The 23,130-nt window shown below is 39.0% G+C and carries 13 protein-coding genes and 1 riboswitch; of the genes, 4 read left to right on the plus strand and 9 right to left on the minus strand.

Features of this window, described 5'->3' with window-relative positions:
* Nucleotides 1-148: 148 nt before the first annotated feature.
* Nucleotides 149-1,906, plus strand: coding sequence for a B12-binding domain-containing radical SAM protein (locus IHV12_RS14770; protein ID WP_197191304.1), 1,758 nt, complete (start codon nt 149-151; stop codon nt 1,904-1,906).
* A 308-nt stretch (nt 1,907-2,214) separates the two neighbouring features.
* On the opposite strand, the gene IHV12_RS14775 is transcribed toward IHV12_RS14770, so the two are convergent.
* Both IHV12_RS14775 and IHV12_RS14780 read right to left on the minus strand, forming a co-directional pair.
* Nucleotides 2,215-3,288: an efflux RND transporter periplasmic adaptor subunit gene (locus IHV12_RS14775; protein WP_197191305.1), complete on the minus strand. Its 1,074-nt coding sequence runs from the start codon at nt 3,286-3,288 to the stop codon at nt 2,215-2,217.
* 15 nt (nt 3,289-3,303) lie between these two features.
* Complete coding sequence (locus IHV12_RS14780; RefSeq protein ID WP_197191306.1) at nt 3,304-3,975, minus strand: hypothetical protein; 672 nt, start codon at nt 3,973-3,975, stop codon at nt 3,304-3,306.
* Nucleotides 3,976-4,137: 162 nt separating this feature from the next.
* On the opposite strand from IHV12_RS14780, the gene IHV12_RS14785 reads away from it, so the two are divergent.
* Genes IHV12_RS14785 through IHV12_RS14795 form a run of 3 tightly spaced genes read left to right on the plus strand, consistent with a single transcriptional unit; the run spans nt 4,138 to nt 7,942 of the window.
* The gene (locus tag IHV12_RS14785) at nt 4,138-5,724 is read left to right on the plus strand and encodes a spore germination protein (protein ID WP_197191307.1); all 1,587 of its coding nucleotides are present in this window, start codon (nt 4,138-4,140) and stop codon (nt 5,722-5,724) included.
* Entirely contained in the window at nt 5,721-6,818 is a 1,098-nt protein-coding gene (locus IHV12_RS14790) for a GerAB/ArcD/ProY family transporter (protein ID WP_197191308.1), read from the plus strand. Before IHV12_RS14785 ends, IHV12_RS14790 begins: the two co-directional genes overlap by 4 nt.
* Nucleotides 6,815-7,942: a Ger(x)C family spore germination protein gene (locus IHV12_RS14795; RefSeq protein WP_197191309.1), complete on the plus strand. Its 1,128-nt coding sequence runs from the start codon at nt 6,815-6,817 to the stop codon at nt 7,940-7,942. Before IHV12_RS14790 ends, IHV12_RS14795 begins: the two co-directional genes overlap by 4 nt.
* A gap of 36 nt (nt 7,943-7,978) precedes the next feature.
* On the opposite strand, the gene IHV12_RS14800 is transcribed toward IHV12_RS14795, so the two are convergent.
* From IHV12_RS14800 to IHV12_RS14830, 7 genes are all read right to left on the minus strand, one after another.
* A complete protein-coding gene (locus IHV12_RS14800) occupies nt 7,979-11,380 on the minus strand; it encodes an AAA family ATPase (protein ID WP_197191310.1) in 3,402 nt (1,133 codons plus the stop codon).
* Complete coding sequence (locus tag IHV12_RS14805) at nt 11,377-12,558, minus strand: metallophosphoesterase family protein (RefSeq protein WP_197127468.1); 1,182 nt, start codon at nt 12,556-12,558, stop codon at nt 11,377-11,379. The genes IHV12_RS14800 and IHV12_RS14805 overlap by 4 nt, the downstream gene beginning before the upstream one ends.
* An 11-nt stretch (nt 12,559-12,569) precedes the next feature.
* On the minus strand, nt 12,570-16,310 hold the full coding sequence (addA, locus tag IHV12_RS14810; protein ID WP_197191311.1) for a helicase-exonuclease AddAB subunit AddA: 3,741 nt from the start codon (nt 16,308-16,310) through the stop codon (nt 12,570-12,572).
* Nucleotides 16,307-19,810 (minus strand): helicase-exonuclease AddAB subunit AddB, encoded by a 3,504-nt coding sequence (gene addB / locus IHV12_RS14815; RefSeq protein ID WP_197191312.1) that lies wholly within the window; start codon nt 19,808-19,810, stop codon nt 16,307-16,309. The genes addA and addB overlap by 4 nt, the downstream gene beginning before the upstream one ends.
* Before the next feature lie 211 nt (nt 19,811-20,021).
* Nucleotides 20,022-21,095, minus strand: a complete 1,074-nt coding sequence (locus tag IHV12_RS14820; RefSeq protein ID WP_197191313.1) for a GGDEF domain-containing protein — start codon at nt 21,093-21,095, stop codon at nt 20,022-20,024.
* 68 nt (nt 21,096-21,163) lie between these two features.
* Complete coding sequence (locus IHV12_RS14825; RefSeq protein WP_197127464.1) at nt 21,164-22,114, minus strand: GGDEF domain-containing protein; 951 nt, start codon at nt 22,112-22,114, stop codon at nt 21,164-21,166.
* Between the two features lie 185 nt (nt 22,115-22,299).
* A riboswitch (cyclic di-GMP riboswitch) is annotated at nt 22,300-22,388 on the minus strand.
* Nucleotides 22,389-22,466: 78 nt separating this feature from the next.
* Nucleotides 22,467-23,120, minus strand: coding sequence for a serine/threonine protein kinase (locus IHV12_RS14830; protein ID WP_197191314.1), 654 nt, complete (start codon nt 23,118-23,120; stop codon nt 22,467-22,469).
* Nucleotides 23,121-23,130: the final 10 nt, after the last annotated feature.

Here is a 23,130-nt window from a genome sequence, read left to right on the forward strand (position 1 = left end):
CTACTATATAGGTTCTGACTTTGTACCGTAAAGAAATTTGCTGTATGAAAACACAATACTCATTTTTGATTCTTTTTAAAATATGGTAAAATAGTTTGTCATCTAAAACGCCCAATTGAATGGGTAACAGTAATGAGGTTATCAAATTATGAAAACTGTACTAAGTACGTTAAATGCTAAATATATACACACGTGTCTTGCGCTGCGCTATTTAAAGGCCTATAGCGAGCCTGATTTCCCTGTGACGATTCGAGAGTTCACGATCAAGGATCCTTCTCTTAATATCGTGACTGATCTTTACAGCCAAGAGCCTGATGTTCTCGGATTCAGCTGCTATATTTGGAACATTGAAGAGACGATAAAAGTAATTCAGATGTTTAAAAAGATCAAGCCAGAAACGAAAATCGTTTTAGGTGGACCTGAAGTATCTTACGATGTGGCGCATTGGCTCGAGAGCATTCCAGAAGTGGATTTTATCGTTGTTAATGAAGGGGAGGAAACATTTAAGCATTTGTTGACTCAAATTCAGAACGATGCTGGATTTGATTCCGTAGCTGGCCTTGCTTATCGAAAAGACGGAAAGCCAAAAATTAATGGTCCGCGTGAAAAACTGGACTTAAAAGCCGTACCATCACCTTTCCGCTTCGAAGAAGATATCCAGTCACTATCAAAAAGGATCACTTATTTTGAAACAAGCCGCGGCTGTCCCTATTCATGTGCGTTTTGCTTGTCTTCGATTGAAGTTGGTGTTCGATATTTTGACCCTACACTCGTTAAAGATGATTTGATCTTTTTGATGGATAACGGAGCAAAGATCATTAAGTTTGTAGACAGAACATTTAACATTCGCAGAGATTATGCACTCGATATGTTTTCGTTCTTGATCGAAAACAGAAGACCAGGAGTTGTTTTTCAGTTTGAGATCACAGCTGATATCATGAGGCCAGAAGTCATCGATTACTTGAACGAACATGCACCAAAAGGGCTCTTCCGTTTTGAAATCGGTGTTCAATCTACAAATGACGCGGTTAACGAACTGGTACAACGCCGACAGAATTTCGAAAAGCTGACTCGTACGGTAACAACTGTGCGCGATGGCGGGAAGATCGTTCAGCATCTGGACTTAATCGCTGGATTGCCTGAGGAAGACTATAACTCGTTCAGAAAAACATTTAACGATGTATTCGCTTTTGGCATCGAAGAAGTTCAGTTAGGTTTCTTAAAGATGTTAAGAGGGACAGGTCTACGATTAACAGCTGAAAAACATGACTACGTGTATATGGATCACTCTCCATATGAGATCTTAGGAAACAATGTTCTTACTTTTGATGAGATTATTCGTATCAAACAAGTTGAAGACGTATTAGAAAAATATTGGAACGACCATCGAATGGATCATACCGTTAAATACCTGATACACCATGTATTCCAATCGCCTTTTGATTTCTTCCAAGAATTCGGGACTTATTGGGAAACGCGCGGTTGGTCAAGAATCGGCCATCAATTAGAAGACTTATACACGCGCTTGATCGCATTCTTAACGGAAGCTGCACCACATGCACTTCCTGTTGCTGAAAGCCTGATGAAGCTTGATTATTTAGAAAGACAACAGTTCAAACCTCGTAAACCATGGTGGGAGAACACACAGAACAAAGAAGAAACATCTAGAGTGCTTTCGCTGCTCGCTCAATACCCGGAAATGATCGATGGCTTTCCAGCTCTTTCTGAAAAAGATATGCATAAACACGCTTTTGTAACAGAAACAGCGATCGACCCACTATCAGATCAACTAGAGCCACAAGGAGAGAAGGATTTCTTACTCATCGCGTTGTTCGATCCTAAGCAACAATCAACAAAAGTTTTCACGGCAGCTAAAAAGTCATTGCTAACAAAAAAGGAAGCGTAAAATTGTGAAAGCGGGGATCTTCGCTCCAGGGTACATGCTTTCCGCGGGGCAGGCGGTGAGCCCCCTGCCGCTTCGCGCCTTTAGTGGTCTCACCTGTCCCACTTCTCCCGCAGGAGTCAGTACCCTTCCACTCCAATCCCTAAAAGTTAGCACGATAAAGATTAAAGACACTAACTAAAAAAAGCTAAGTAAAAAACAAGGGTTTCGCAAGTAATATACTTGCGAAACCCTTTTTCTTCTTATAAAACGTAACACTAGTGTAATCCCACTTGTTTTTTATTGGTAAAAATTTAAGATCTTAATAGCAATTACTTCTTTAAGACCGGCTGCCCTGAAACAAAAACAGGAGAAGGATTAAGTACGACAACCTGACCCTTTTTAAGTCCTTTGGTAATCTGAACATTACCCTTTTGCTCAAGACCCGCTGAAACCTTCAGCTTATACAATTTGTTTTTCACAATCGTTAACACATACGTTTTCCCATCATCTTTTAAGATTGCTTGTTTTGGCACAGTAATCGCTTTTTCTGCAAGTTTTTCTGTTACGATGATCTGAGCAGTTTGTCCTTCAACCCAAGCCGCTTCATCCTCTACGAGAACGGTTAACTTAAAATTATTCTGATCAGCTGGTAATACAGTTTGAACAGTACCCTTCATCATCTTTTCACCGTTGGACTTGATTAGAACTGAGTCTCCTGTCTTCACGAGAGAAGCCATTTTCTGATCGATGTCAGCAACAAGTTCAAAGTTTCCTTGCCCTACAATGGATAGAAGTGGTTCATCATCGCCTACACCATTTAATTCTGAAACTACACCATCAGCCGGACTTTTTACACTAAGATCATCAAGCTGTTTTTCTAGATCTGATATTTCATCTGATAAGACGGAACTTTCGTTTTCAGCTAACTCATTTTGTAACTCAGCTTCTGCTAATTTTTCTTGAAGAAGTACTTTAGAATCTTTGCTGTCTTTTTCTTCATCAAAATCCGAGAGTTCACTTTTCCATTCACTTATTTGTCCAGAATAATGGCTGCTTCGAACATCTGCTGCTTCTTGGTCTCGTTTCAAGTTGCGAAGTTCTTTTTCAATCTCTGCATTTTCATATGTAATTAAAGTTTGACCAGATGTAACGGTCTCCCCCTTTGATACCATTATTTCTTTAATCGAGCCTAGGGATGCATTTTCAAAAATCTCAAATGTGTTCTTTGACTGAGCAACACCTGTTGTTTCGTGTTTTTTTGTAAAATCTTTCTGTGTAGATAGACCCGTTTCAACTCTAGGTGCTTCAACTGCGGCTGATTCCTTTTTATCGAAAATCACGATGTTCATCACGACAAGGAGGATGACCATAATAGCTGCAGCAACCCATTTTAGTTTATTCATAAGCTTGTCTCCTCCTTAAACCAGCTGTCCACTAGTTAATGCAGCGTATAGTGAAGATAATAAAATGAAAACAACAAAAAATCCTATTGTAACAATCAGGCAGTAATTCTTTTCTATAAACGATAATTGTCGAAGTGCAAAATACAAAACAACAGAACCCCAGATTGTAAAGATATTGATGGCGTTTAAACATTCTTGCCAAAATCCATGCTTAAAGAATAGTACACCAGCAAAACCGAAACCTAAAGGCTGAACTACTTCTTCAGCACCTGTTACAAACTGGATCGGTAGTTCGAATAGCAGCCCGAGAATAAATAAAAGATATACCGCTGTCATTACATAAAAAAGTGCTTTATATCCGATGTCCCGAAAAAAAACATACAAAAATAATGCTCCTGAATTTATTACTATGAATGGTACGATCAATCCCCAAGCACCACCTACTAAAGCGATAAGGTATCGCAAGAGCTCAAGTTCCGCTCCACTTAGTTTAGCTGTTTCTACAAAAGAAATAGTTTTGAACGATGGAAACGCTGCAAAAAAAGAAAGTGCATGCAGCAACCCGCTAGCAACTAATATAGCAAAAAAACGGATCCAAAAACCCTCTTTATCTTTCCATTCATTATAAAACGCAAAATATGTATTCGGCTTAGTTAAAGCAGGAATAAATTGTGCCCTTCCTGTCATGGTGCCGCCCCCTTCTCTCTTTATCTCTGTCTATGTTATCACAATTTTTTACTCATAATGACAATTTCTGACTCATTTTTGAAAAATAGTACCTTATCCGCATAAATAAATTAGGGTAGCAAAAACTAAAGCAAATTATTGCGAATCGGGATGATGTACATCATGACTTTCTTTAAAAAACCAAAAAAATTACTAGAACAAAAAAGTACAGAAAAACACCAAGAACCTAATCCATCCGCTAGAACAAATTCATCTCAAAATTCACAGTTTGAACAGGAGAAGAGCAACAATCAAAATAAGACAATAAATCAACTGTTAGCAGAAATTGAGGAGAGTTTTTCTTCATCACAAGATTTGCAGACGCATTGGATTGAAATGCCCTCTGATAAGAGTGACGTTGCTTTAATATTTTTAGATTCTATCATCGATAAACAAAAAATTCAGGATTTGATTCTTAATCCTTTGTTTGAATTGGACAAAGATATTGATCTTAGCACATTTGAAAAAGTAATAAATATTGATTTTAGGAAACAAACAGACTTTACAAATATAGAAGAGTTACTTTTACAATCTTATACGATTATATTTACAAAGGATACGACCTGTTATTATTCAGTATTCACACCGATTAAGACAGAACGAGACATTTCGGAACCAGATAACGAGGCTGTTATTCGCGGTTCTCACGAAGGTTTTATAGAGAGTATGTCTACGAACATCGCTCTTATTAGGAAACGGCTGAAGAGTCAAAAGTTGGTTGTTAAATACTTAAAAGTTGGTAAAGAGACACATACGAATGTAGCCATGCTTTATATGTCGGATATCGCCAATCCAGAACTACTTCATGAGATGGAAAGAAGAATCAATTCAATAGAAGCTGACGCTGTTATGACTCCTGGAAATATTGAGGAGAGCATAGAAGATAAAACATTTAGTCTGTTTCCACAAACCTTAAGTACAGAGCGGCCTGACCGTGTTGCTGCAAACCTTATGGAAGGAAGAGTAGCATTGTTGTATGACAGTTCACCAACTGTAAACATTGCTCCCGTGAACTTTTTTGTCTTTTATCAAACACCAGATGATTATAATAAACGCTGGATGTTAGGAAGCTTTTATAGACTGATCCGATTGTTTAGCTTTTACATTGCTATAGGACTCCCGGCTTTTTATATTGCCGTCGTTTCCTTCCATTTTGAGGTCATCCCATCTGCGTTAGTATTGTTGATGAAGAGTTCACTAGAGAATATACCTTACCCACCATTATTTGAAGCGTTAGTGATGGAGCTGACGATTGAATTAATCCGTGAAGCAGCAATCCGTCTGCCTACAAGAATTGGTTCTACCATTGCCATTGTTGGTGGTTTAGTTATTGGAGATGCGGTAGTTAAAGCTGGGCTGATCTCGAACCTAATGATTATCGTTGTGGCTACAACGGCAATCGCTGCCTATACCGTACCTTCAAACGAGATGAGCTTAGCTGTTCGTTTACTACGTTTTCCTTTCATGGTAGCTGCTGCAACTTTCGGGTTTCTAGGTATTATTTTTGGTTTAATCATTTTGTTCTTTCATCTATGTCGTCTCTATTCTTTTGGAACACCTTATTTCGCACCACTTGCGCCTTTTAGAATGGGAGACTTAAAGGATACAATCATCCGTTTACCCTTTTTCAAAATGAACTCCCGACCTGAAGATATTAGGCCGTTAAAGAAAGATGAAGATAATCACACCAGAAAGTGGGAAAAACAATGAATAGCAGCCATACAATTACTCATAGACAGCTGTTCTTTGTTCTCATACAATCCCAGATCGGAGTCGGAGTCCTTTCACTACCATACACGTTGTTTGCTAAAGCAAAAACAGATGGATGGATTTCTCTACTGTTAGCAGGTATTTTTATACAGTTTTCCATCCTTGCGATTTGGAAGCTCTGCGAGATGTATCCAAAACAGACAATCTTTGATTTTATGCCTAAGATCTTAGGCAATAAACTCGGTTTACTATTAAATATTCTTTTTATCGTTCATCTGTTCTCAGTATGTATCGTAATTTTAATTCTCTATAATAACATTGTATCAAAATGGATATTTTTTCAGACGCCGCGATTCATAGTCATCATTATCCTAGCTCTTACTTGTGTTTATTGTATTACATGTACAGCAAGAGAAATTGCGAGATTTTTAATGCTCTGTTCACCATTGTTACTCATCTTATTTTTCTTTGTTGGTTACGCGTATACAGATGTACATCTTCTTTACGCTTTTCCAGTAGGAGCAACTGGTATTAAAACCATTATCTCTACTTCGACTGATGCGGTGATCGCATTACTTGGCTTTGATACCGCTTTAGTCTTTTTAGCTTATACGGAAGGAAAGTCTACTAGTAAGCTAAAAGCGATGTCGTATACCTCACTATGTGTTACTCTTTTTTATTGCTTTGTAACATTTACAACTTATATATTCTTTAACCCTGCAGAGATTGTAATCGTACCGGAACCAGTCCTTTACATGTTAAAAGCGTTCTCTTTTAAATTCTTGGAACGTACTGACTTAATCTTTTTAACGATATGGATCGTTTCTGTTACAACGTCTTTGATCAGTTATCTATTCTTTACGGCAAAAGGCGTTCAGACCTTATTTAAGCTTCACCATCACAAATCTGCAGCACCATATGTAGGTATCATTTGTGCTTTAATAGCTTCAATACCAGGAAGTAAGTTAGATGTCCAAATGTGGTCCAAGACAATCGGAATGACAGCAATGATCTTTTCTGCTCTATTCCCAATCTTATTATTGCTGATCGCCATTATCAGGAAAAGAAAAGAAAAAGGAGCTGCTTCAACATGATACTAAAAAAATTACTCCTTTTCTTTTCTTGCCTAGTATTGTTATCAGGTTGCTGGGATCAAGCACAGCTTAACGAATCGAAGCTGATCCGAGCTGCAGGATTTGATTATACGAAGGATGGTAAGATCCTGACAACCGCAGCTGTACCGCAGGCAATGAGTGCTGACACTGGGACCGGGAAAGTATTTAATGAGATTTTTTCCGCTAAGGGAAATACGGCAAGACAAAGTCGAATACGTTTAGATAGAAAGGTTTCCGAAAGAGTGGAAGCTTCTAAAAACTTAATTGTCGTGTTAGGAGAAGAGGCAGCAAAGAAGGACATTTATCACATTTTAGATGTCTTCTATCGAGATCCAAAGTCAGCTCTTAATGCTCGGATAGCAGTAGCGAAAGGCAAAGCATCAGATGTGATCAGTGCAAGGTTTGAAGAAACAAAATCCTCCATAGGAATTGGTAAGTATCTGAGTGAATCAATTCGTGCTGCAGAAGGTGCTTCAACAGTGCCAGCGGAAAACATTCAGACCGTATGTCCAGTAATGTTTGATCCTGGTCAGGATTTTGCTTTACCTTATCTTGTACCCAAAAAGAATGCCGTTTCAGTGAATGGAATCGCAATTTTTCATGGTTATGAGATGGTAGGTAAGATGCATGGTGCTGAGGCGGTACTGTTTACGTTACTTACCGGAAAACAGAAGACGATCTCTATGTCTTTGACAAAAAAGATTTCCGATAAACATAAGGATAAAATTCTGAACTATGCTTCGATAAAAGTGAAGAGAAATAAACGAACGTTCAATGTGCATGTTTCACCTGATGGTGAGATATCGGCACATATTAAACTCAATATGAAAGTGGTTATTACAGAGTACCCTGGAGACAACCTCACTTCAAAAAAGAAAATACAAAATATCGAAAACGCGTTGACCAAATCACTAACAAAGGATGCTAACATCATTATTAAAAAACTACAAGACATGAACAGCGATACATTTGGCGTTGGCAGAAAGCTAATTGCATTTCACAACCCAACATGGGAAAAATTAGATTGGAACAAAGAGTATCCAAACATCGATTATACCGCTTCAGTTAAGGTTAAAGTCATCGGTCATGGAATTATCGAATAACAAAAGGATGCAAGGCTTAAACGCCCTGCATCCTTTTTATAACTGATCTAATTTAACCCGAGTTCCTCTGCCAGAAGGTTCAGCAGGTTCGACGATCAGTCGTTTCGTTAACCTTGCTTTTAACTCAGGAACGTGAGATATTACTCCGATCGAAAAGTTTTCCATCCTAACTTTTTCTAACGCAGTTACAACTGTATCTAGCAGCTCTTGGTCAAGTGTGCCAAATCCTTCGTCTAGGAAGAAGAACTGAAGAGGAAACTTTCCTCTTAATTGAATCTGAGCAGAAAGCGAAAGCGCGAGTGCGAGTGATGTTAAAAAGGTTTCTCCACCAGATAAAGAGGTTACGGGGCGTTTGATTCCTCCGTTAGCATCATCCCGGATAACAAAACCACCCGCTGAATCTACTTCGATCGCATATCGTCCACGAGTAAGTTTCGCGAGTCTGCCAGATGCATCGCGTGTTACAAGATGCAGCTGCTCTTCTGCCATAAATTCAACAAAAGCATTTCCACGGAATACACCTTGAAGCTTACCTAATTGCTCTAATAAGTTAGAAACCTTTTTCTTTTCCTTTTCCAACTCGTTGAAACGTTTATGATTTTTCTCAATCATCATATATCTTTGTCGCGCTTCACCAACAGCCTCATGCGTATGATTCATTTCTTGCTTGAGACTTAATAGTTGGCTTCTCGCAGATTCAACATGTTGATCTGAAAGAATCTCCTCAGGGAGCTTTTCTTTTATCGCTTCTAAAGCCAAAGCATTTGATTTACACCGATCATGGTAATCCGCGATCTGCTTTTCCCATTCCATCTGAACTTGTTCATCTTTCAAACAGTTTTCAAAGTCTTCATACGATTGGAAATCTGACTTTCTTAACTGTTTGTTCCATTCTTGTTTTGCTTTTTCTACTCTTGATACAGCATCATTCATCCGTTGAACAGAAGAATGGTATACTTTATCACTTTCTACATATTGCTTCTTGGCAATGTCATACTCCCGTTCTGAATCAATGTATGCTGTCTTCAGATTCTGCAACTCATTCTGTGTTTCTACAAGAACTTTTTGAACTTTTTCATTGCCTACTCTGTTATATAACTTTTCTTTTAAATTTTGAATTTCTTTTTGAAGCATCTCTTGTTGATTAGAAGAGACCGATAAACTCATCTTCAACTCAGATTTTTGCTCTTTGGCAGATTCCATTTTTTTCGTTTGTGTTTCTAGAAATTCTTCCGCAATGTTCAAGCTTTTTACGATTTCCGCATGACGACTTTCTTTTTGCTGAAAAAATTCTAGCTGCTCTTTCAGCTCTGTTGATGGAAAAGGTATCTCAGATTGCTTCCATTCCGAATGAATCTGTTCCATTTTTGTTGATATTAAAGAAAGCTGTTGACTTAACTTGTTCGTTGTCTCTTCACCATTTTCAACAGAAATAGAAATTCGTTCATATTGTTTTTGATCTTCTTCTAATTTGGACAATAACTTCTGCATGCGTTCTTCCACTTGAAGCTTATCTTGCTGAATACCTTTTACTCTCGTTACATGATCCTTGAATTGTTCCAAAGAAAACACGCTGATATTTTCTTTCTCCACCAAAGTCATACTCAGATCTGCTGCTGCAATTTCCGCTTCAGCAAGATTTAGCTTTTTCCATAGCGTTTGGGAATCCTTTTCAAGTCCTTCACTAAGATGTTTCAGCACATGATAATGCTCTTTCAGACTTTCATTCGCTTCTTCTAATTCTTGAATACGCTCGTTATCATGTTCAAAAGTCTCATGCATTCGCTTCGGTGAAGGATGGGTTGTTGAACCACATACAGAGCACGGCTCGTTCTCTTTTAATTCTGCAGAAAGCTGTGCAGCTAAATAGTTGATCCTCATTTTTTCTTGTTCGTTTTTCAATTCACGAAGGTTAGCCTTTAAATCTTTTGAGACCACTTCATTCGAACGCAGAGCTTCTTCCACTTCTGCATACATTTCTTGAATATGTTTCAGCAGTTTCTTTCCTGCATCGTAACTGTCAGCTATTGTTGAACTGATCTGTTTTTTTGTTTTTTCTGCAGAAATCATTTCAGTTTCTGAAACGGAGATTTCTTTTTGTATCTTTTTCTCTTCATCGTGAACATCTTCTAATCGTTGATTTAGCAAGATGGCTTGTTGAAATTTAATCCGGTCTTTTTGTGTTATTTCAATTTGAGACAATTCTTTCTTTAACGCAGATTGTTTATCCTTCCCACGCTTAAGTATTTGCGTGGCATCATACTCAGCTTTTTCGCATTTTTCGTACAATGTCACTAATTGTTTATGCTTTTGGGTTTCGTTTTGCAAAAGTTCATTTTTACTCTCAAGATCCTTTTCCCAGTCAACCGCTTCTTTTAAGCCACTTCTTTTTTCGATAAGAACAGGCTCTTCCAGATTGATTGCCTTCTTGGCTAATTCATATTTCTTTTCTAGCTCTTCAAGAATGGTTTTAAGCTTTTCAGTTTGTCTTTTTAGTTCCTCTTGCTCTCCACGGATTTTTTTCTCATCTGTGAGCGAATGCTTCCATTCGTTTGCATAAGGATAAATTTTGTCTGCAGAAATAGCTTTCTTTAGATTCCCTTGAACACGTCCCATAGAGATTTCCAGTTTCTTCAGTTCGTTTCTCTCTTGGATCAGTTTTTCATTTTGAACTTGAGCATCCCAATACACCTCAAGCTTTTTGAGGTTCTCTTCTTTTTCTTTGTACTGTTTGGATATCTGTTCTAACTTTTTTTCATTTTCCTTCAGATAAACGGTTGCCTGCTGAAGAGTTTCTAAGGAAGCTTCTCCTAGACCCGTTTGTTCAGCAGTGATTTCATTTAAGCGATTTTTTTGTTCATCCGACCGCTTCTTTAACTTTTGATTCAGTTTATCTCCGTATTTTTCAAGCTGAAACAACCGTTGCAGCATCTGCCTTCTATCCGCACCTTTTAGTGATAAAAATTCAGCAAACTTACCTTGAGGCAACACGACTGCACGTGTGAAATCATCGATTGTTAGACCGATCAGCTCTTGCACAAGACGTGTAACATCCCGTTCTTTGTCTGCATGAACGACAGATTCATGATCCACGGTTTCAATTAATCTGCACGTACTTGTTCGAATGGAATGTTCGCCACTTCTTTTAAACGTACGTTCCACGCTATATTCTTTTTGCTGAGCACCTTCACCTAATTGAAAAGTAAACGAAACAGACAGTTTATCTTCAGCCTGGTTCATAATTCCGTGTGTTCCACCAGCTGCACGCTCAACTTTCCCGTATAGAGCAAGTGTCACCGCGTCAAGAATCGTGGACTTACCACTGCCGGTCGGTCCAAAGATACCGAAGACTCCGCCAGAACAAAGCTCATGAAAAGGAACGGCTTGTGCTTCTCGAAAACTTTGCAAGCCTGAAACGGTTAATGATATAGGTCTCATTCGCGTTCCTCTCCTTCTGTTTCCTCTTCTCCAACAAGATCAAGAAATAAGGAGATCAACTCATTGTCAGGAACCGCTCCACCTGTCTGTCGCTCATAAAACGTTGTAAATAGTTCATCTACAGGTAGTTTTTGAGCGGATACCGCAATTTGTTCTCCGAATCTTTCTTGAAACACGGGTTTGATATGAACAATACCATCATGTGCTTTTCTTAGCCGTTGAATCTCTTCCATCGACAGTGCATCTTGAACATGTACGGATAGATCAATCCAGCAATTATGATACATTCCATCTTGAATTCCTTGAAAAACCTCTGACACACCATTTCTAGCTTCCCATGCTACAAGTGGTTTTCCTGCACGTAAATGAATCTCTTCTACCTCTGCTATACCGTTTGGTTGCACGTCAATAATGGATACGGATTTTGCTTGACCGCTTTCTGAGAAACTATAAGAAAGTGGAGAACCTGAATACCTTGCGTCTGTTTTTGCTCGTTTAATTCGCTGTGGACGATGCAGATGGCCTAATGCCACGTATTGTGCGGCACTCGGAAGGCTTTCAGCAGCAACCGTATAAGCACCACCAATATGTACAGGGCGCTCAGAGTCAGTCTCCTTGCTTCCTGCTACATAAAGATGACTCATGGCAACATTCACATTTCCTGGGCTAAATTGAGATGTGATCTTCTTAAAATAAGAGTCTACCCAATCATCGTATTGGGTTCTAACATCTAATTCTTCAGCTGATTCACTCAAAAGCATTTTCAGCCTTGATTCAGAAGGATAAGGTAATGCTGCGATTTCTAGCATTTCTCCCGTTCTCTTTATCGGGACACGTTGAAGGTCTAACGTTGGAAGACCTACTAGCGTTATGCCCAGTTCTCTTAAAAGCGGGAAAGATGCTGCTAGTCTCTCTGGATGATCATGGTTTCCCGCTATCGCGATAAATGGGCATTCTCCTTTTCTATTGATCCGTGACAGTGCATCATAAAACATTTGCTCTGCCGCAGCTGGAGGATTTACGGTATCAAAAACATCTCCCGCCATTAATACCGCATCTATTTTTTCACGCTGTACGATCTCTATTAGTTCGTCTAAAAAATCTTGTTGTTCCTGAAGTCTGCTTCGTCCTTCTAATGAGCGCCCAAGATGCCAGTCAGCCGTATGAAGTAATCGCATCCTATCCCTCCTTATTTCACTTGAAGAATGTGTCCACCATCAAAAAAGTAAAGATAACTTTCTTTAACAGGCTTCTTTAATATTCTTTCAATAGCCTTTGCGTACAAATTGAGCTGCAACTCGTAACGGTTGAACAGGATGTCTCTTGCTCCTGTAAAGCCATTTGTAAAGCGGTTCGTGATTTTGTCTGTTTTATAATCAATCAGTATATAACCGTCTTCCTCTTCAATGAGACAGTCAATAACACCTTGTACGAGAACATGTTCTTCTTCGCCGGTCCACTCTCTTTGAATCTCTGATATCGGGAGCGCTATACTAAACGGAATTTCTCTTTTTAAATTCTCGTTCTCTTTGATTCTCTCGCCAAGTGGTCCTTCCATAAACTCCTGGATTTGTGGAAGCTGGATGTATTGAGCTTGTTCTCTTGTAAGCAGCTCTTTTCTTTCCATTTCTGCAAGCTGGTTTTGAAGAGAATCTAGTGTAGCTGGTATTCTAAAGTCAACATGCTGCATGACCATATGCATGGCTGTTCCAACTTCAGCAGCGTTCAACTGTTCTTCCTGCATAAATTTTGGCCGCTCATGTATAGCTTGTTGGGCCGCTTTTACTAATTCGGTAGAACTATACTCATCGGCTTGATATTGTTTTTTAATTTCTGTAACAGATTGTTTAGAACGGGTATATGTTGAGTGTTTATGTGTATAATTCCATTCCAGTCGCCGCTTAACTTCATCAAAATCATTCGTAACAAGATTCACCGTTTCATAGTTCTCTAGACGATTCAGCAGTTCTTCTTGTTTTTCTTTCTCTTCAACTTTCAACTCTTCATATTGACTCGCTTGCAGGACGGTAATCTTCCAATCTGTTTCATCCAGATAAACTTCACCTCTACCTCTTTCACCTGTTCCAAGAAGGGATAGGAGAGGGTCTGCATTCTTATGGCGGATGACTGCTCTCCCGATCCAATCGAGATAACTTTTCACACCAGCTCTTTCAAAGTCTGGTAGAATCCAGCTCTCTTCATAAAGAGAATCGCTCCATGCATCCACAGATTTTTCAATATCATTTACTGTGCCGACTAAATACAATTTTTCTTTAGCGCGTGTAAGAGCGACATATAGTACACGCATCTCTTCTGAGATCAATTCCATTTTCTTTCTTCCAGCGATCGCAAGCTTTGGCAATGTGGGATAAGCGATTCGGTACTCGGGATTTATATATTGAGTTCCTAGTCCGAGTTCTTTATGAAGAAGAACTTTTTCGTTCAGATCTCTTGTATTAAACTGTTTGTTAATGCCTCCAACGAAAACGATTGGAAACTCTAGACCTTTACTTTTATGAATCGTCATTACACGAACTACATCTTCTTGCTCACCTAGCGCTCTTGCCGCTCCTAGATCTTTGCCTCGTTCCTGCATTCTTTCAATAAAATGAAGAAAGCGGAAAAGCCCTCTAAATGATGTACTTTCATACATCTTCGCACGATCATATAGTGCTCTTAAGTTTGCTTGACGTTGTTTTCCACCGGTTAATCCACCTACGTAATCAAAATACCCGGTTTCACGGTAGATGTCCCAGATCAGATCAGAAAGAGACCCTTGACGCGCTTGATGACGCCACTTTTCCAGCTGGTCTAAAAACGTAGAGACCTTTCCTTGAAGCTCTCCGTTTTCTCCTTCTGAACGATACAGTTCTACGGCTCCCAAATAATTATCTTGCTTTTGTTTTAATCTGATCACTGCAAGTTCTTCACCAGTTATTCCGACCAGCGGGGAACGAAGAACGGCGGCAAGCGGAATATCTTGCATTGGGTTATCGATCACTTTTAAAAGTGACATCATGACATGAATTTCCGTCGCATCAAAATAGCCAGTTGAAAGTTCAGCATACGCTGGTATTCCTTGCTGTTTAAACTCTTCTAGTATGACTGGTGCCCATACGGAGGTTGCACGAAACAACATGACAATGTCTTTGTATTTTGCAGGACGTAATTTTTTCGTATGTTTATCAAGAACGAGATGAGGAGAATTACCCGCTGTTCCAACGATCTGTTTTATTTTTTCAGCGATGACTCTTGCCTCTAACTGAACGGTTTCAAGCTCAGACTTCTCTACTTCTCCACTCTCAAGGCCATCTTCATCTGTTACAGGCTGACTTTTATTAATTAGAAGAAGTTCTGGCTCATTGCCCTCTTGCTCCGGATAATAAGTAGCACCAAGCTTTAGTTCAGCATCATCGTTGTACTCAATCTCTCCTACTGTTTCGTTCATGATCTGTCTGAACAAATAGTTTGTTGCTTGAAGTATTCCATTTCGACTTCTAAAGTTTTTGGCAAGGTCAATACGCAAGCCTTTGCCGCCTTCTTTCGTAAACTGCTTGTACTTGCTTAAGAAAAGAAGTGGTTCTGCTAGTCTGAATCGATAGATGGATTGCTTTACATCACCTACCATGAACATGTTTCCTGCTTCCTCATCCTTTGATACTAGGCGTACAATGGATTCTTGAACAAAATTCGTATCTTGATACTCATCGACTAGTACCTCTACAAATCTTTCGCGATATTCTAGAGCCGCTTCTGATGGAACCGGTGCATCCATCGTAGACCCTACACCTTTTAAAACTCCAAGGCAATAATGCTCAAGATCACCAAAATCAACAAGAGACTTTTCCTGCTTTGCTTCCAAATAACGTTCCCCAAACTTTTTCACCAAGGATGAAAGTTCTTTAACTACAGGAGCCATCTCTTCAATATGAACGATATACGAATCTGGATGTCTTTCAAAATATTCTTCTTTTAATGCGCTCGTCCGTTTTTTGATGCTGTCTCTCATTGCTTTTACTTTATTCTTCAGTTCTTCATCTACATCTTTCCCGCGGATGGCTTTTAATTTTGGAGGATCATAAGATTGGAATTCCTCATAAAGCTCATTCCAACTACATTTTGCATGAAGTAATCGTTCGATGAAGACAAGATCTTCCTGTAGTGTTTCTGCATATGCGAGAGGCCCCCCTGAAAGCTGGCTGAGCTCTATCGCTCTGAGCGCCAACGAACGTAGCCCTTCTATTTGAAGCGATATATCGAAAAGAAGCTCCTTTGTCCAAGGTAGGTCGTCTATTGAAGTAGCTTGGACTTGATAAGTTTCCGCCATCTGGTCTAGCCATCCACTCGGATCAGGATGACTTCGAGCGAAATCATAGAGCGATAAGATCAGTTTTTGCAGTTCTATATCATTTCGGTCAGAACTATAAGCATCGACCACTTGGTAGAAAATATGGTCTTCTCCCTTGCTATACTCTTCTTCAAATAAATCTTCTATCACTTCTTGGCGAATAAGTTCTGCTTCTGTTTCTTCTGCTACACGAAAGCCAGGATCGAGATTCGTTTCGTAATAGTGTTTACGAAGCACCTCAATACAAAAAGAATGAAGAGTAGAGATCGATGCTTTGTTTAACAAATTAAGCTGTCTTCTTAAGTGTAGAGATGAAGGGTTTAAAGACAGCTCTTTATCGATTGCTTCTCCAATTCTTTTTCTCATTTCAGCAGCAGCAGCGTTTGTGAACGTAACGATAAGCAACCGATCTACATCAGCAATCTTTTCACGTATCATCGTGATTATTCGTTCGACAAGGACGGCCGTTTTTCCTGATCCAGCTGCTGCAGCAACGAGAACGTTTTCTCCTCTGGCTTGAATGGCCAGCCACTGTTCATCCGTCCAAGTGGCACCTTCTGGTTTTGGGATTAAAGTCTTCAATTGACAGTTCCTCCTTCCTGATGCATTTTTTCTAGGATGACATCATCTTTTTCTGAACGAAGTTGACGGTATTGATTCTCTTCAAGGGTTTGATCAAACTGACAAACAGGCTTATATGAACAGAACGTACATGGTGTTTTTTTCTTCATCTCATATGGAGAGATATCGATCACTCCGTTTGTAATTCCTTCTCCACTCGTTACAGCCATCTTTCGCGCATGATTACGCATCGTGTTAAACTGCTCACTTGAGGCGATCGAGGAATGTGACTTATGAAATCCTTTTTGAGTTAGAGCGACTGGAATGATAGAAGAACGCTTATCCATTGTACTGTCCATAAGTTGAACGGCCTCTTCTTCAGCAAGTACTAAACCTTTCATCTTAAACTTCTTTAACACTTCTTTTTCGATTTCTTCCACACTAAGCAGTTTCTTTTGATTCAATAGTGGGTTGTGTACATGGAAATACAGAACGCCTGCTGGAACGGACTCTTCACCAAGCCAGCTTTCTGAATGTGTGACTGCAACGTCTAGATAAGTCAGCATCTGCAGAGCAATTCCATGATACAGCTCTGCCAAGTTGAGACCAGTTGAGCTTGATTTATAATCAATCACGCGCATAAGAAGTCCTTTTGAACTTTTTGCTGTATCAACACGATCGATACGTCCGATAACTTCCATAGTCGTTCCATTCGGTAATTTATACGTTAATGGCGGCAATGTTGCACCAGAAGCAAATGCTAGTTCAAGACCTGCAGGAGTGAACCCGCTCGCCTTTGCGTGCTGACTTAATATGTGAGAAGCTTTTCCGACTACTTCTTTTAGCTTTTTCTTGATATAAAGATGTCTATTAGAACTTAACAGAATCTCATGTTGAAGCTGTGGTGCCAAGAGTTCTACAATATCTCCTGCCAAACGATAACAATCCCCTTTTGAAAGATCACTCCAGGCTACGCTTCTTTGCTGAAGCGAATCATTCATCTGTTTTAACGCAGCATGAAAAAGCTGTCCGATATCTGGAGCTTCAAGTTTGTACATTTGCCGTTCTTTAAGCTTCAGACCATACGACATGAACTGAGAGAATGGACATGATTGGAAAAGCTCCATTCTCGAGATGCTTGTTAAAATCTTATCACCATAAAGATCTCTTGATACAGATGAACTGAGAGGTGCTTCTCTATTAAAATAGAAGAGAGAAGACAGAGCTCGCTTTGCATAGAAATTACAATCCTTGTCTCTGACCACCCAATTGTATACATCCCACCAAACAGAAGAGATCGGATAACCTTTTTTCCATTCTCTGAGCTGCGTACTTAAAAAAGATACACTCTTTATTGGATGCTGCACAAAATCCAAATCGTTTTGTAAAGCTGGTTCATTTTGATATAGTTCTTCCTTTAAATCAGGGAAAAGATCATGCAATCGCTGTATGACCATAGAAGGCTGCATCGTTTTCCCTTCCTCGTCTGCTAGGGCATATGAAACAAACAGATGATCACTAGCATTCGTTAAAGCCAAATAGATCATAAACTGTTCATCAAGCAGCTTTCTGCGTGCCGTCGGTGCTAGCACCACACCGTTTCGATCCAAAGCCTCTCTTTCATCTTCTGAAAGCAATCCATCGTCCTTAGGTTTTAACGGAATGATTCCATCGTTTACGCCGAGAACAAAATTTACTTTTACATCCGTAAAACGAGATCTTTCCATTGTTCCTACTAATACTTGATCGAGAGAAGGAGGAACAAGAGCAAACTTAAGGCTTTCAAGCCCTGTATCAAGCATCTGCATCCACGTTTCTTTTGAAAGTTCTTCCTCACCGGTCAACTCTACCATCTCATCAAGAAGACCTAACAACGCATTCCAAACTTGACCATGTTCAGATGCTGCTCTTAGTTTTCCTGCTGATTCCGCATGAATTCTCAATCGTTCAAGTTTCATCGGTACATTTAAATCCTCAAGATACTGATAAAGACTTTTACAATATTGGATGATACTTTTGCTGTTTGATAGGTTTTTAGATAAACGACTCAAAGGAGATACAATCATGTCCCGCATATCGTTGATCAGCTGTTCTTTTTCATCATCACGAGTTGTCTTTCCAAAATCTTCTGCTTCGAATCCTCTAAATCTTTTATACTTCCAAGGTTTAGGATCTGTCCACCTTCTGCCTTGAATACCAAGTGCTAACACATAATTTTCAAGTTCATCCATACAACGTCTCATCTCAGAAGTCGTTTTTCTTATCTCATCAAGCGGATAGAGCATATCTGTTTTAACAGCTCGAAAAACGGCTTCATAGCGCCAATTCTTTAAGACAATATCTAGTGAAGAACGTATAAGCTCAATCAGTGGATGGTGAAGCATAGATTTTTTTTGATCAAGAAAAACAGGTATCTCATAATCTGTAAATACCGTTTCAATCAGTGTTTGATAACTACCAGCATTTCGGACTGTAACTGCGATATCGCGATACCTATATCCGTGGTCACGAACGAGTTCTGCGATTTTCCTTGCCGCTCCTTCAACTTCAGACCGAACATTTACAGCTGCCGCTACTCCAACACCTTCATGTTTGGAAGATGGTATGGCCGGCCTTCGATCATACTGCTCTTCGATATGAGCGATAGCACTTGAATTATACTTAGGCTTTTCATGAAGATAGATTGGTTCCTCAACGAATACACCAAGTTCTTTGGCCTGTGCTGTTAGCGTCTGAGCCGTCTTTTTCGTCATATAAAACAAATCTAGCTCATGAGGTTCTGACTCCATAGTAAAAGATTCATCGACAGTGAGTGCAATGGTCACTTTTTTGGCGTGTGCCAGTAATCCCGCTATAACTTCAAGTTCTTGTGGAGTAAACGAATGAAATCCATCTATGTAAATTTCACTTTCTTTAATGCTCTCGGATAAAGGAATCTTTGCTTGAAGCAAACGTAAATAATCTTCTGAATCTACATACTTCCCAATCAGTGCCTCATCCAAGGAGCTCGAAATGACACTCAGATCTGATAATTTATCCTGAAGCACTTTTTTATTATTTTCTTTTTGACCGAGAGAAAGCAGTGTTTCAGCATTCCACGAAAGATCTTCTGCACTAACACAATATCGTTTAAGTTCTGTAGTCATCAACTCAAGTAATTCGTAAAAACCACTTTGTTCAGAGGCTTTTCGAAAGATTTTAAGATCTTCTTTTTTATGCTCGACGATTTTCCGAAGCATCATTCTTATTCCAGTAGATGTGATGTGCATTCTTGTCAAACCACCGGTCTCACCAAGAATACGCCAAGCAAGCCTTGAAAAACTAAAGACTTGCGCACGCATCATTCCGGATAATTCTGGCGTTGATGCAAGCTTATACTCCGATTGAAAGGTCATCTGATCTGGTACAAGATAGATGATCGGATTTCCTGAAGGACGTTCTGTAAGTTCTCTTTGGATCTCCTTAAATACAGAGTGGGACTTTCCGCTGCCGGATCGTCCCAAAATAAATTGCAAACTCATTATGTTCATCCCCTGTTCCGCACTTGAATTCTAACTTCATTATCTCATAATCTACTATGACATCAAAGGCTACGACCTTTAAAAAGAAGCACATCCTCCTGGTAGTTATAGGATAGTTACGTAAACGAATAATATTTGTAAAAGGCAGATACCATCATTTCGGGTAGACGAGAGTGCACCAAGGAACGAAAAACATAAAAAAGGAAAACCGCTATATTGATAGCTGATTTTCCTCCATTGTGACCGTATCCAATTTTAACGTATTTCTTCCTGCCGCCTTTGCCTCGTATAGCAGCACATCAGCTCTATGAATCATTTGCGAAGGCTTCTCACCTTCTACATAACTCGCAATGCCATAACTAAGTGTAACAGGTAACTCATTATCACCTGATATATATGGAAAGGTTTCTAAATGCTTATTGATCGTTTCAATCGTATTTTTCACTTCTGTTCTGCATGTAGTATGGAGAATCCAGGCGAACTCTTCTCCACCGTAACGATAAGCTTCTCCTTCTTTTAAAGAAATGAAACGTTTAAACGTTGCACCTACAAGCTTGAGCACCTCATCACCAATTAAATGGCCGTGCTGATCGTTAAACATTTTAAACCGATCAATATCACATAATACAAGTGTAAAAGGTTTATTCTGTTTTGTTTTTTCCAATACGTCCTCTTGAAATTTCCGATGATTCAGCAAACCTGTTAAATAGTCTTGTTCAGATTGAAGCTGATACATATTCTTCTCGAAATAATATTGTCTTTCTTTTGAGGCAATCACACCGCCGTAAAAAGCGATCAACCATAAGAAGATGCTCTTCATTAAAAATTCAAAGGAAGAGAGCGTGTTCATATACCCACTATCTCTTATAAAAAAGTAACAGAGAATGGTAAAACTCACTGTTCCTACTATAAAAGCGCCCTTTAACCTCCAATACAGAGCAGCATGGATAACGATTAGGTAACCAACAGCAACAAACGCACTATCAGCTCCACCAGTAAGCTGCATCAACCATGCATAAGCAAGACAATCAAAAACAATTCCACCTCTTGTAAAAACACGGTAGTACAGTGACGTCTCTGGCAATCGGTGTAATACAATTTGTGTGGATGTCATATATATAATGCCGATTATAAAAAGGATCGGAAAAGTTTCCGTTTCATAATTCAAAACGCTTGATATAGGTTGATAATAAAAAACAGGTATGCAAAGAATTAAAAAGAACCACCGTAACAAAGATGATATGGTTTCAGAACGGTGTTCCGTAATCGTAAATGAATCTTTCATGCATTCAACTTCCTTTACGTTATACGATCTGCGAAAAACATAGCAGAAAGGCCCATTATTTTACATGATCAAATCAGTGATTTATTCTCACTTCTAGCTCTTTTGTTCGTGTACATACGCTCATCAGCAAGCTGCAGGTAATAGTCTATGTTTTCACATGCATCTGCAAGTAATTCTATTGCACCATATGCCAATGAGATGGATTCATTCCAAACGATAAGCTGACTTTCTAGTTTTTCAGTTAAGATGTATGCTTCATCTTCAGTAATTCCTGGTAAGAGAAAAACAAATTCATCTCCACCGAATCTAAATCCAGAGAACAATTTTAGTCGCTTTGAAAGTTCTGCGATCTGCTGAAGTATCTCGTCACCCGCGTGATGCCCTAGCTCGTCATTGATTAATTTAAAGTTATTGATATCAAACATGACAAGTGTAAGAGGAAGCTTAAGTCTATTTGCCTTTTCTAGCTCCTTTTCTAAACAATCATAAAAGTAGCGACGATTATACAGATTTGTTAATGGATCACGAATGCTAATCTCCTTAAGATCTTTAAACTGTTGAGAAGAGAAACCGCTTAGAAACCCTGTAACAGCATGGTGAGAAATCCGGTTCCAGCGATCTAACATAAATAGTTGTATAACTAACGGCTCGTTGGACGTTGCTTTTTTCACTTCAAATAAAACGGATTCACTAATACTCGTTGTAAAACACGCAAGTGCTTGATGAGGAATTCGTTGATGCCTTAAAAAATGAATACCTGATCGAAACGCTTTCTGCTCTCCTTGTTTTAAAAAGGATTTGAATCGTTCTTCTTCTAAAAACACTGCATGCACAATCCCGCGTAAAAATTTCTCTAGTATCTTCTCGTATTGCTCAACAAAACCGTTTAGAAACGTATGAAAGTCTTCATTTTTTCTTAGATGTTCTTTGTGTGTATGTATCATGGCTGGAATAGACTTCATAAATTCTGGTAACAAGTTTTTTTTGAGTGCGCGTAAGTCTAGTTGGAAGTTTTCCATTCTACAACCCCTCAAATCCCTCAAAAATTACATACAAAAAGCCATCACCTAATAAAGGGAATGGCTTCAATTTATGTTTTAGATACTTTTAACCTCTATGAACACATTATTCCTGCAGAGAAACTACAAAATATGAGAATAAAGCTTCATAGAAACGCTTGTGTCTAAACACGAGTCCGTTTCCCTTTGGCAACCGGCTGCCATTGCATGTTCACCATACTTTAGGCCCATAGCTTTGCGTCCCAGCTTTTCAACTGGTTTGCCCTTAATAACAAAGGTTTTTATTGATTTATAGTTATTATATCCTACTAAGGTAATTTGTGCCAATGATTTTAATAGTTCTTTAATCCTATTATTTTAGGCTTTGTTTTTTGGATATTTTTAACTTTCTATAGTACCTATACCCAATCCTTACTCCATTCAAAACAATATAAGGAATCTTTATTGGAAAGTAATACAGCGTTTTCTTGTAAAATGTAAAATAAGCTTTCCTTAAATCTTTCCATTTCCTGCAAGTTTCGTATCGGCTAAAATCAGATACGTCTACAATAATTCCTCTATTATTGGATATCATGACATTTTTTCCATGTACATCGTTAGGAAACAATCCTTTGTCTTTTGCATGCCTCACTGCTTCATCGATGTCATAAATCACATTTTCAGGAATTTTTACACCTTTATGCACACAGTCGTACAGAGTCATTCCTTCAATACGTTTTAAGATTAAAAAACGTTGTTCGGAATAATAACAAACAGAAAATCCAGGGTGTGTTCCTAGTCGATCATAAACCTTTTTTTCCTCTAATAATCCATGCTCATCCCTGCCGTAAATCTTAACTACATATGCTGGATGATCAGGATGTGAAAACACAGCTGCATAGTTCCCACAGCCCAGCATCTGCCAAGGGTGTGGTGTATTCACCGGACATACCGGATCAAATGGGCTGCGGCTTTCAATCATTATTTCTCTGTTCAATTGTCTAGCTAGCTGGATAAAGTGTTCCATAAGGTTCCTC

The sequence above is a fragment of the Fictibacillus sp. 7GRE50 genome, from assembly GCF_015903875.1.
GTDB classification, from domain to species: domain Bacteria; phylum Bacillota; class Bacilli; order Bacillales; family Fictibacillaceae; genus Fictibacillus; species Fictibacillus phosphorivorans.

Coding starts and splice junctions, on each gene's coding strand:
- IHV12_RS14805 (WP_197127468.1), bottom strand. CDS start 12,558: ATGCGATTACTTCATACGGCTGACTGGCATCTTGGGCGCTCATTAGAA.
- IHV12_RS14790 (WP_197191308.1), top strand. CDS start 5,721: ATGAATAGCAGCCATACAATTACTCATAGACAGCTGTTCTTTGTTCTC.
- IHV12_RS14825 (WP_197127464.1), bottom strand. CDS start 22,114: ATGGAAAACTTCCAACTAGACTTACGCGCACTCAAAAAAAACTTGTTA.
- IHV12_RS14785 (WP_197191307.1), top strand. CDS start 4,138: ATGACTTTCTTTAAAAAACCAAAAAAATTACTAGAACAAAAAAGTACA.
- IHV12_RS14770 (WP_197191304.1), top strand. CDS start 149: ATGAAAACTGTACTAAGTACGTTAAATGCTAAATATATACACACGTGT.
- addB (WP_197191312.1), bottom strand. CDS start 19,810: ATGAGTTTGCAATTTATTTTGGGACGATCCGGCAGCGGAAAGTCCCAC.
- IHV12_RS14830 (WP_197191314.1), bottom strand. CDS start 23,120: ATGGAACACTTTATCCAGCTAGCTAGACAATTGAACAGAGAAATAATG.
- IHV12_RS14780 (WP_197191306.1), bottom strand. CDS start 3,975: ATGACAGGAAGGGCACAATTTATTCCTGCTTTAACTAAGCCGAATACA.
- IHV12_RS14795 (WP_197191309.1), top strand. CDS start 6,815: ATGATACTAAAAAAATTACTCCTTTTCTTTTCTTGCCTAGTATTGTTA.
- IHV12_RS14775 (WP_197191305.1), bottom strand. CDS start 3,288: ATGAATAAACTAAAATGGGTTGCTGCAGCTATTATGGTCATCCTCCTT.
- IHV12_RS14800 (WP_197191310.1), bottom strand. CDS start 11,380: ATGAGACCTATATCATTAACCGTTTCAGGCTTGCAAAGTTTTCGAGAA.
- IHV12_RS14820 (WP_197191313.1), bottom strand. CDS start 21,095: ATGAAAGATTCATTTACGATTACGGAACACCGTTCTGAAACCATATCA.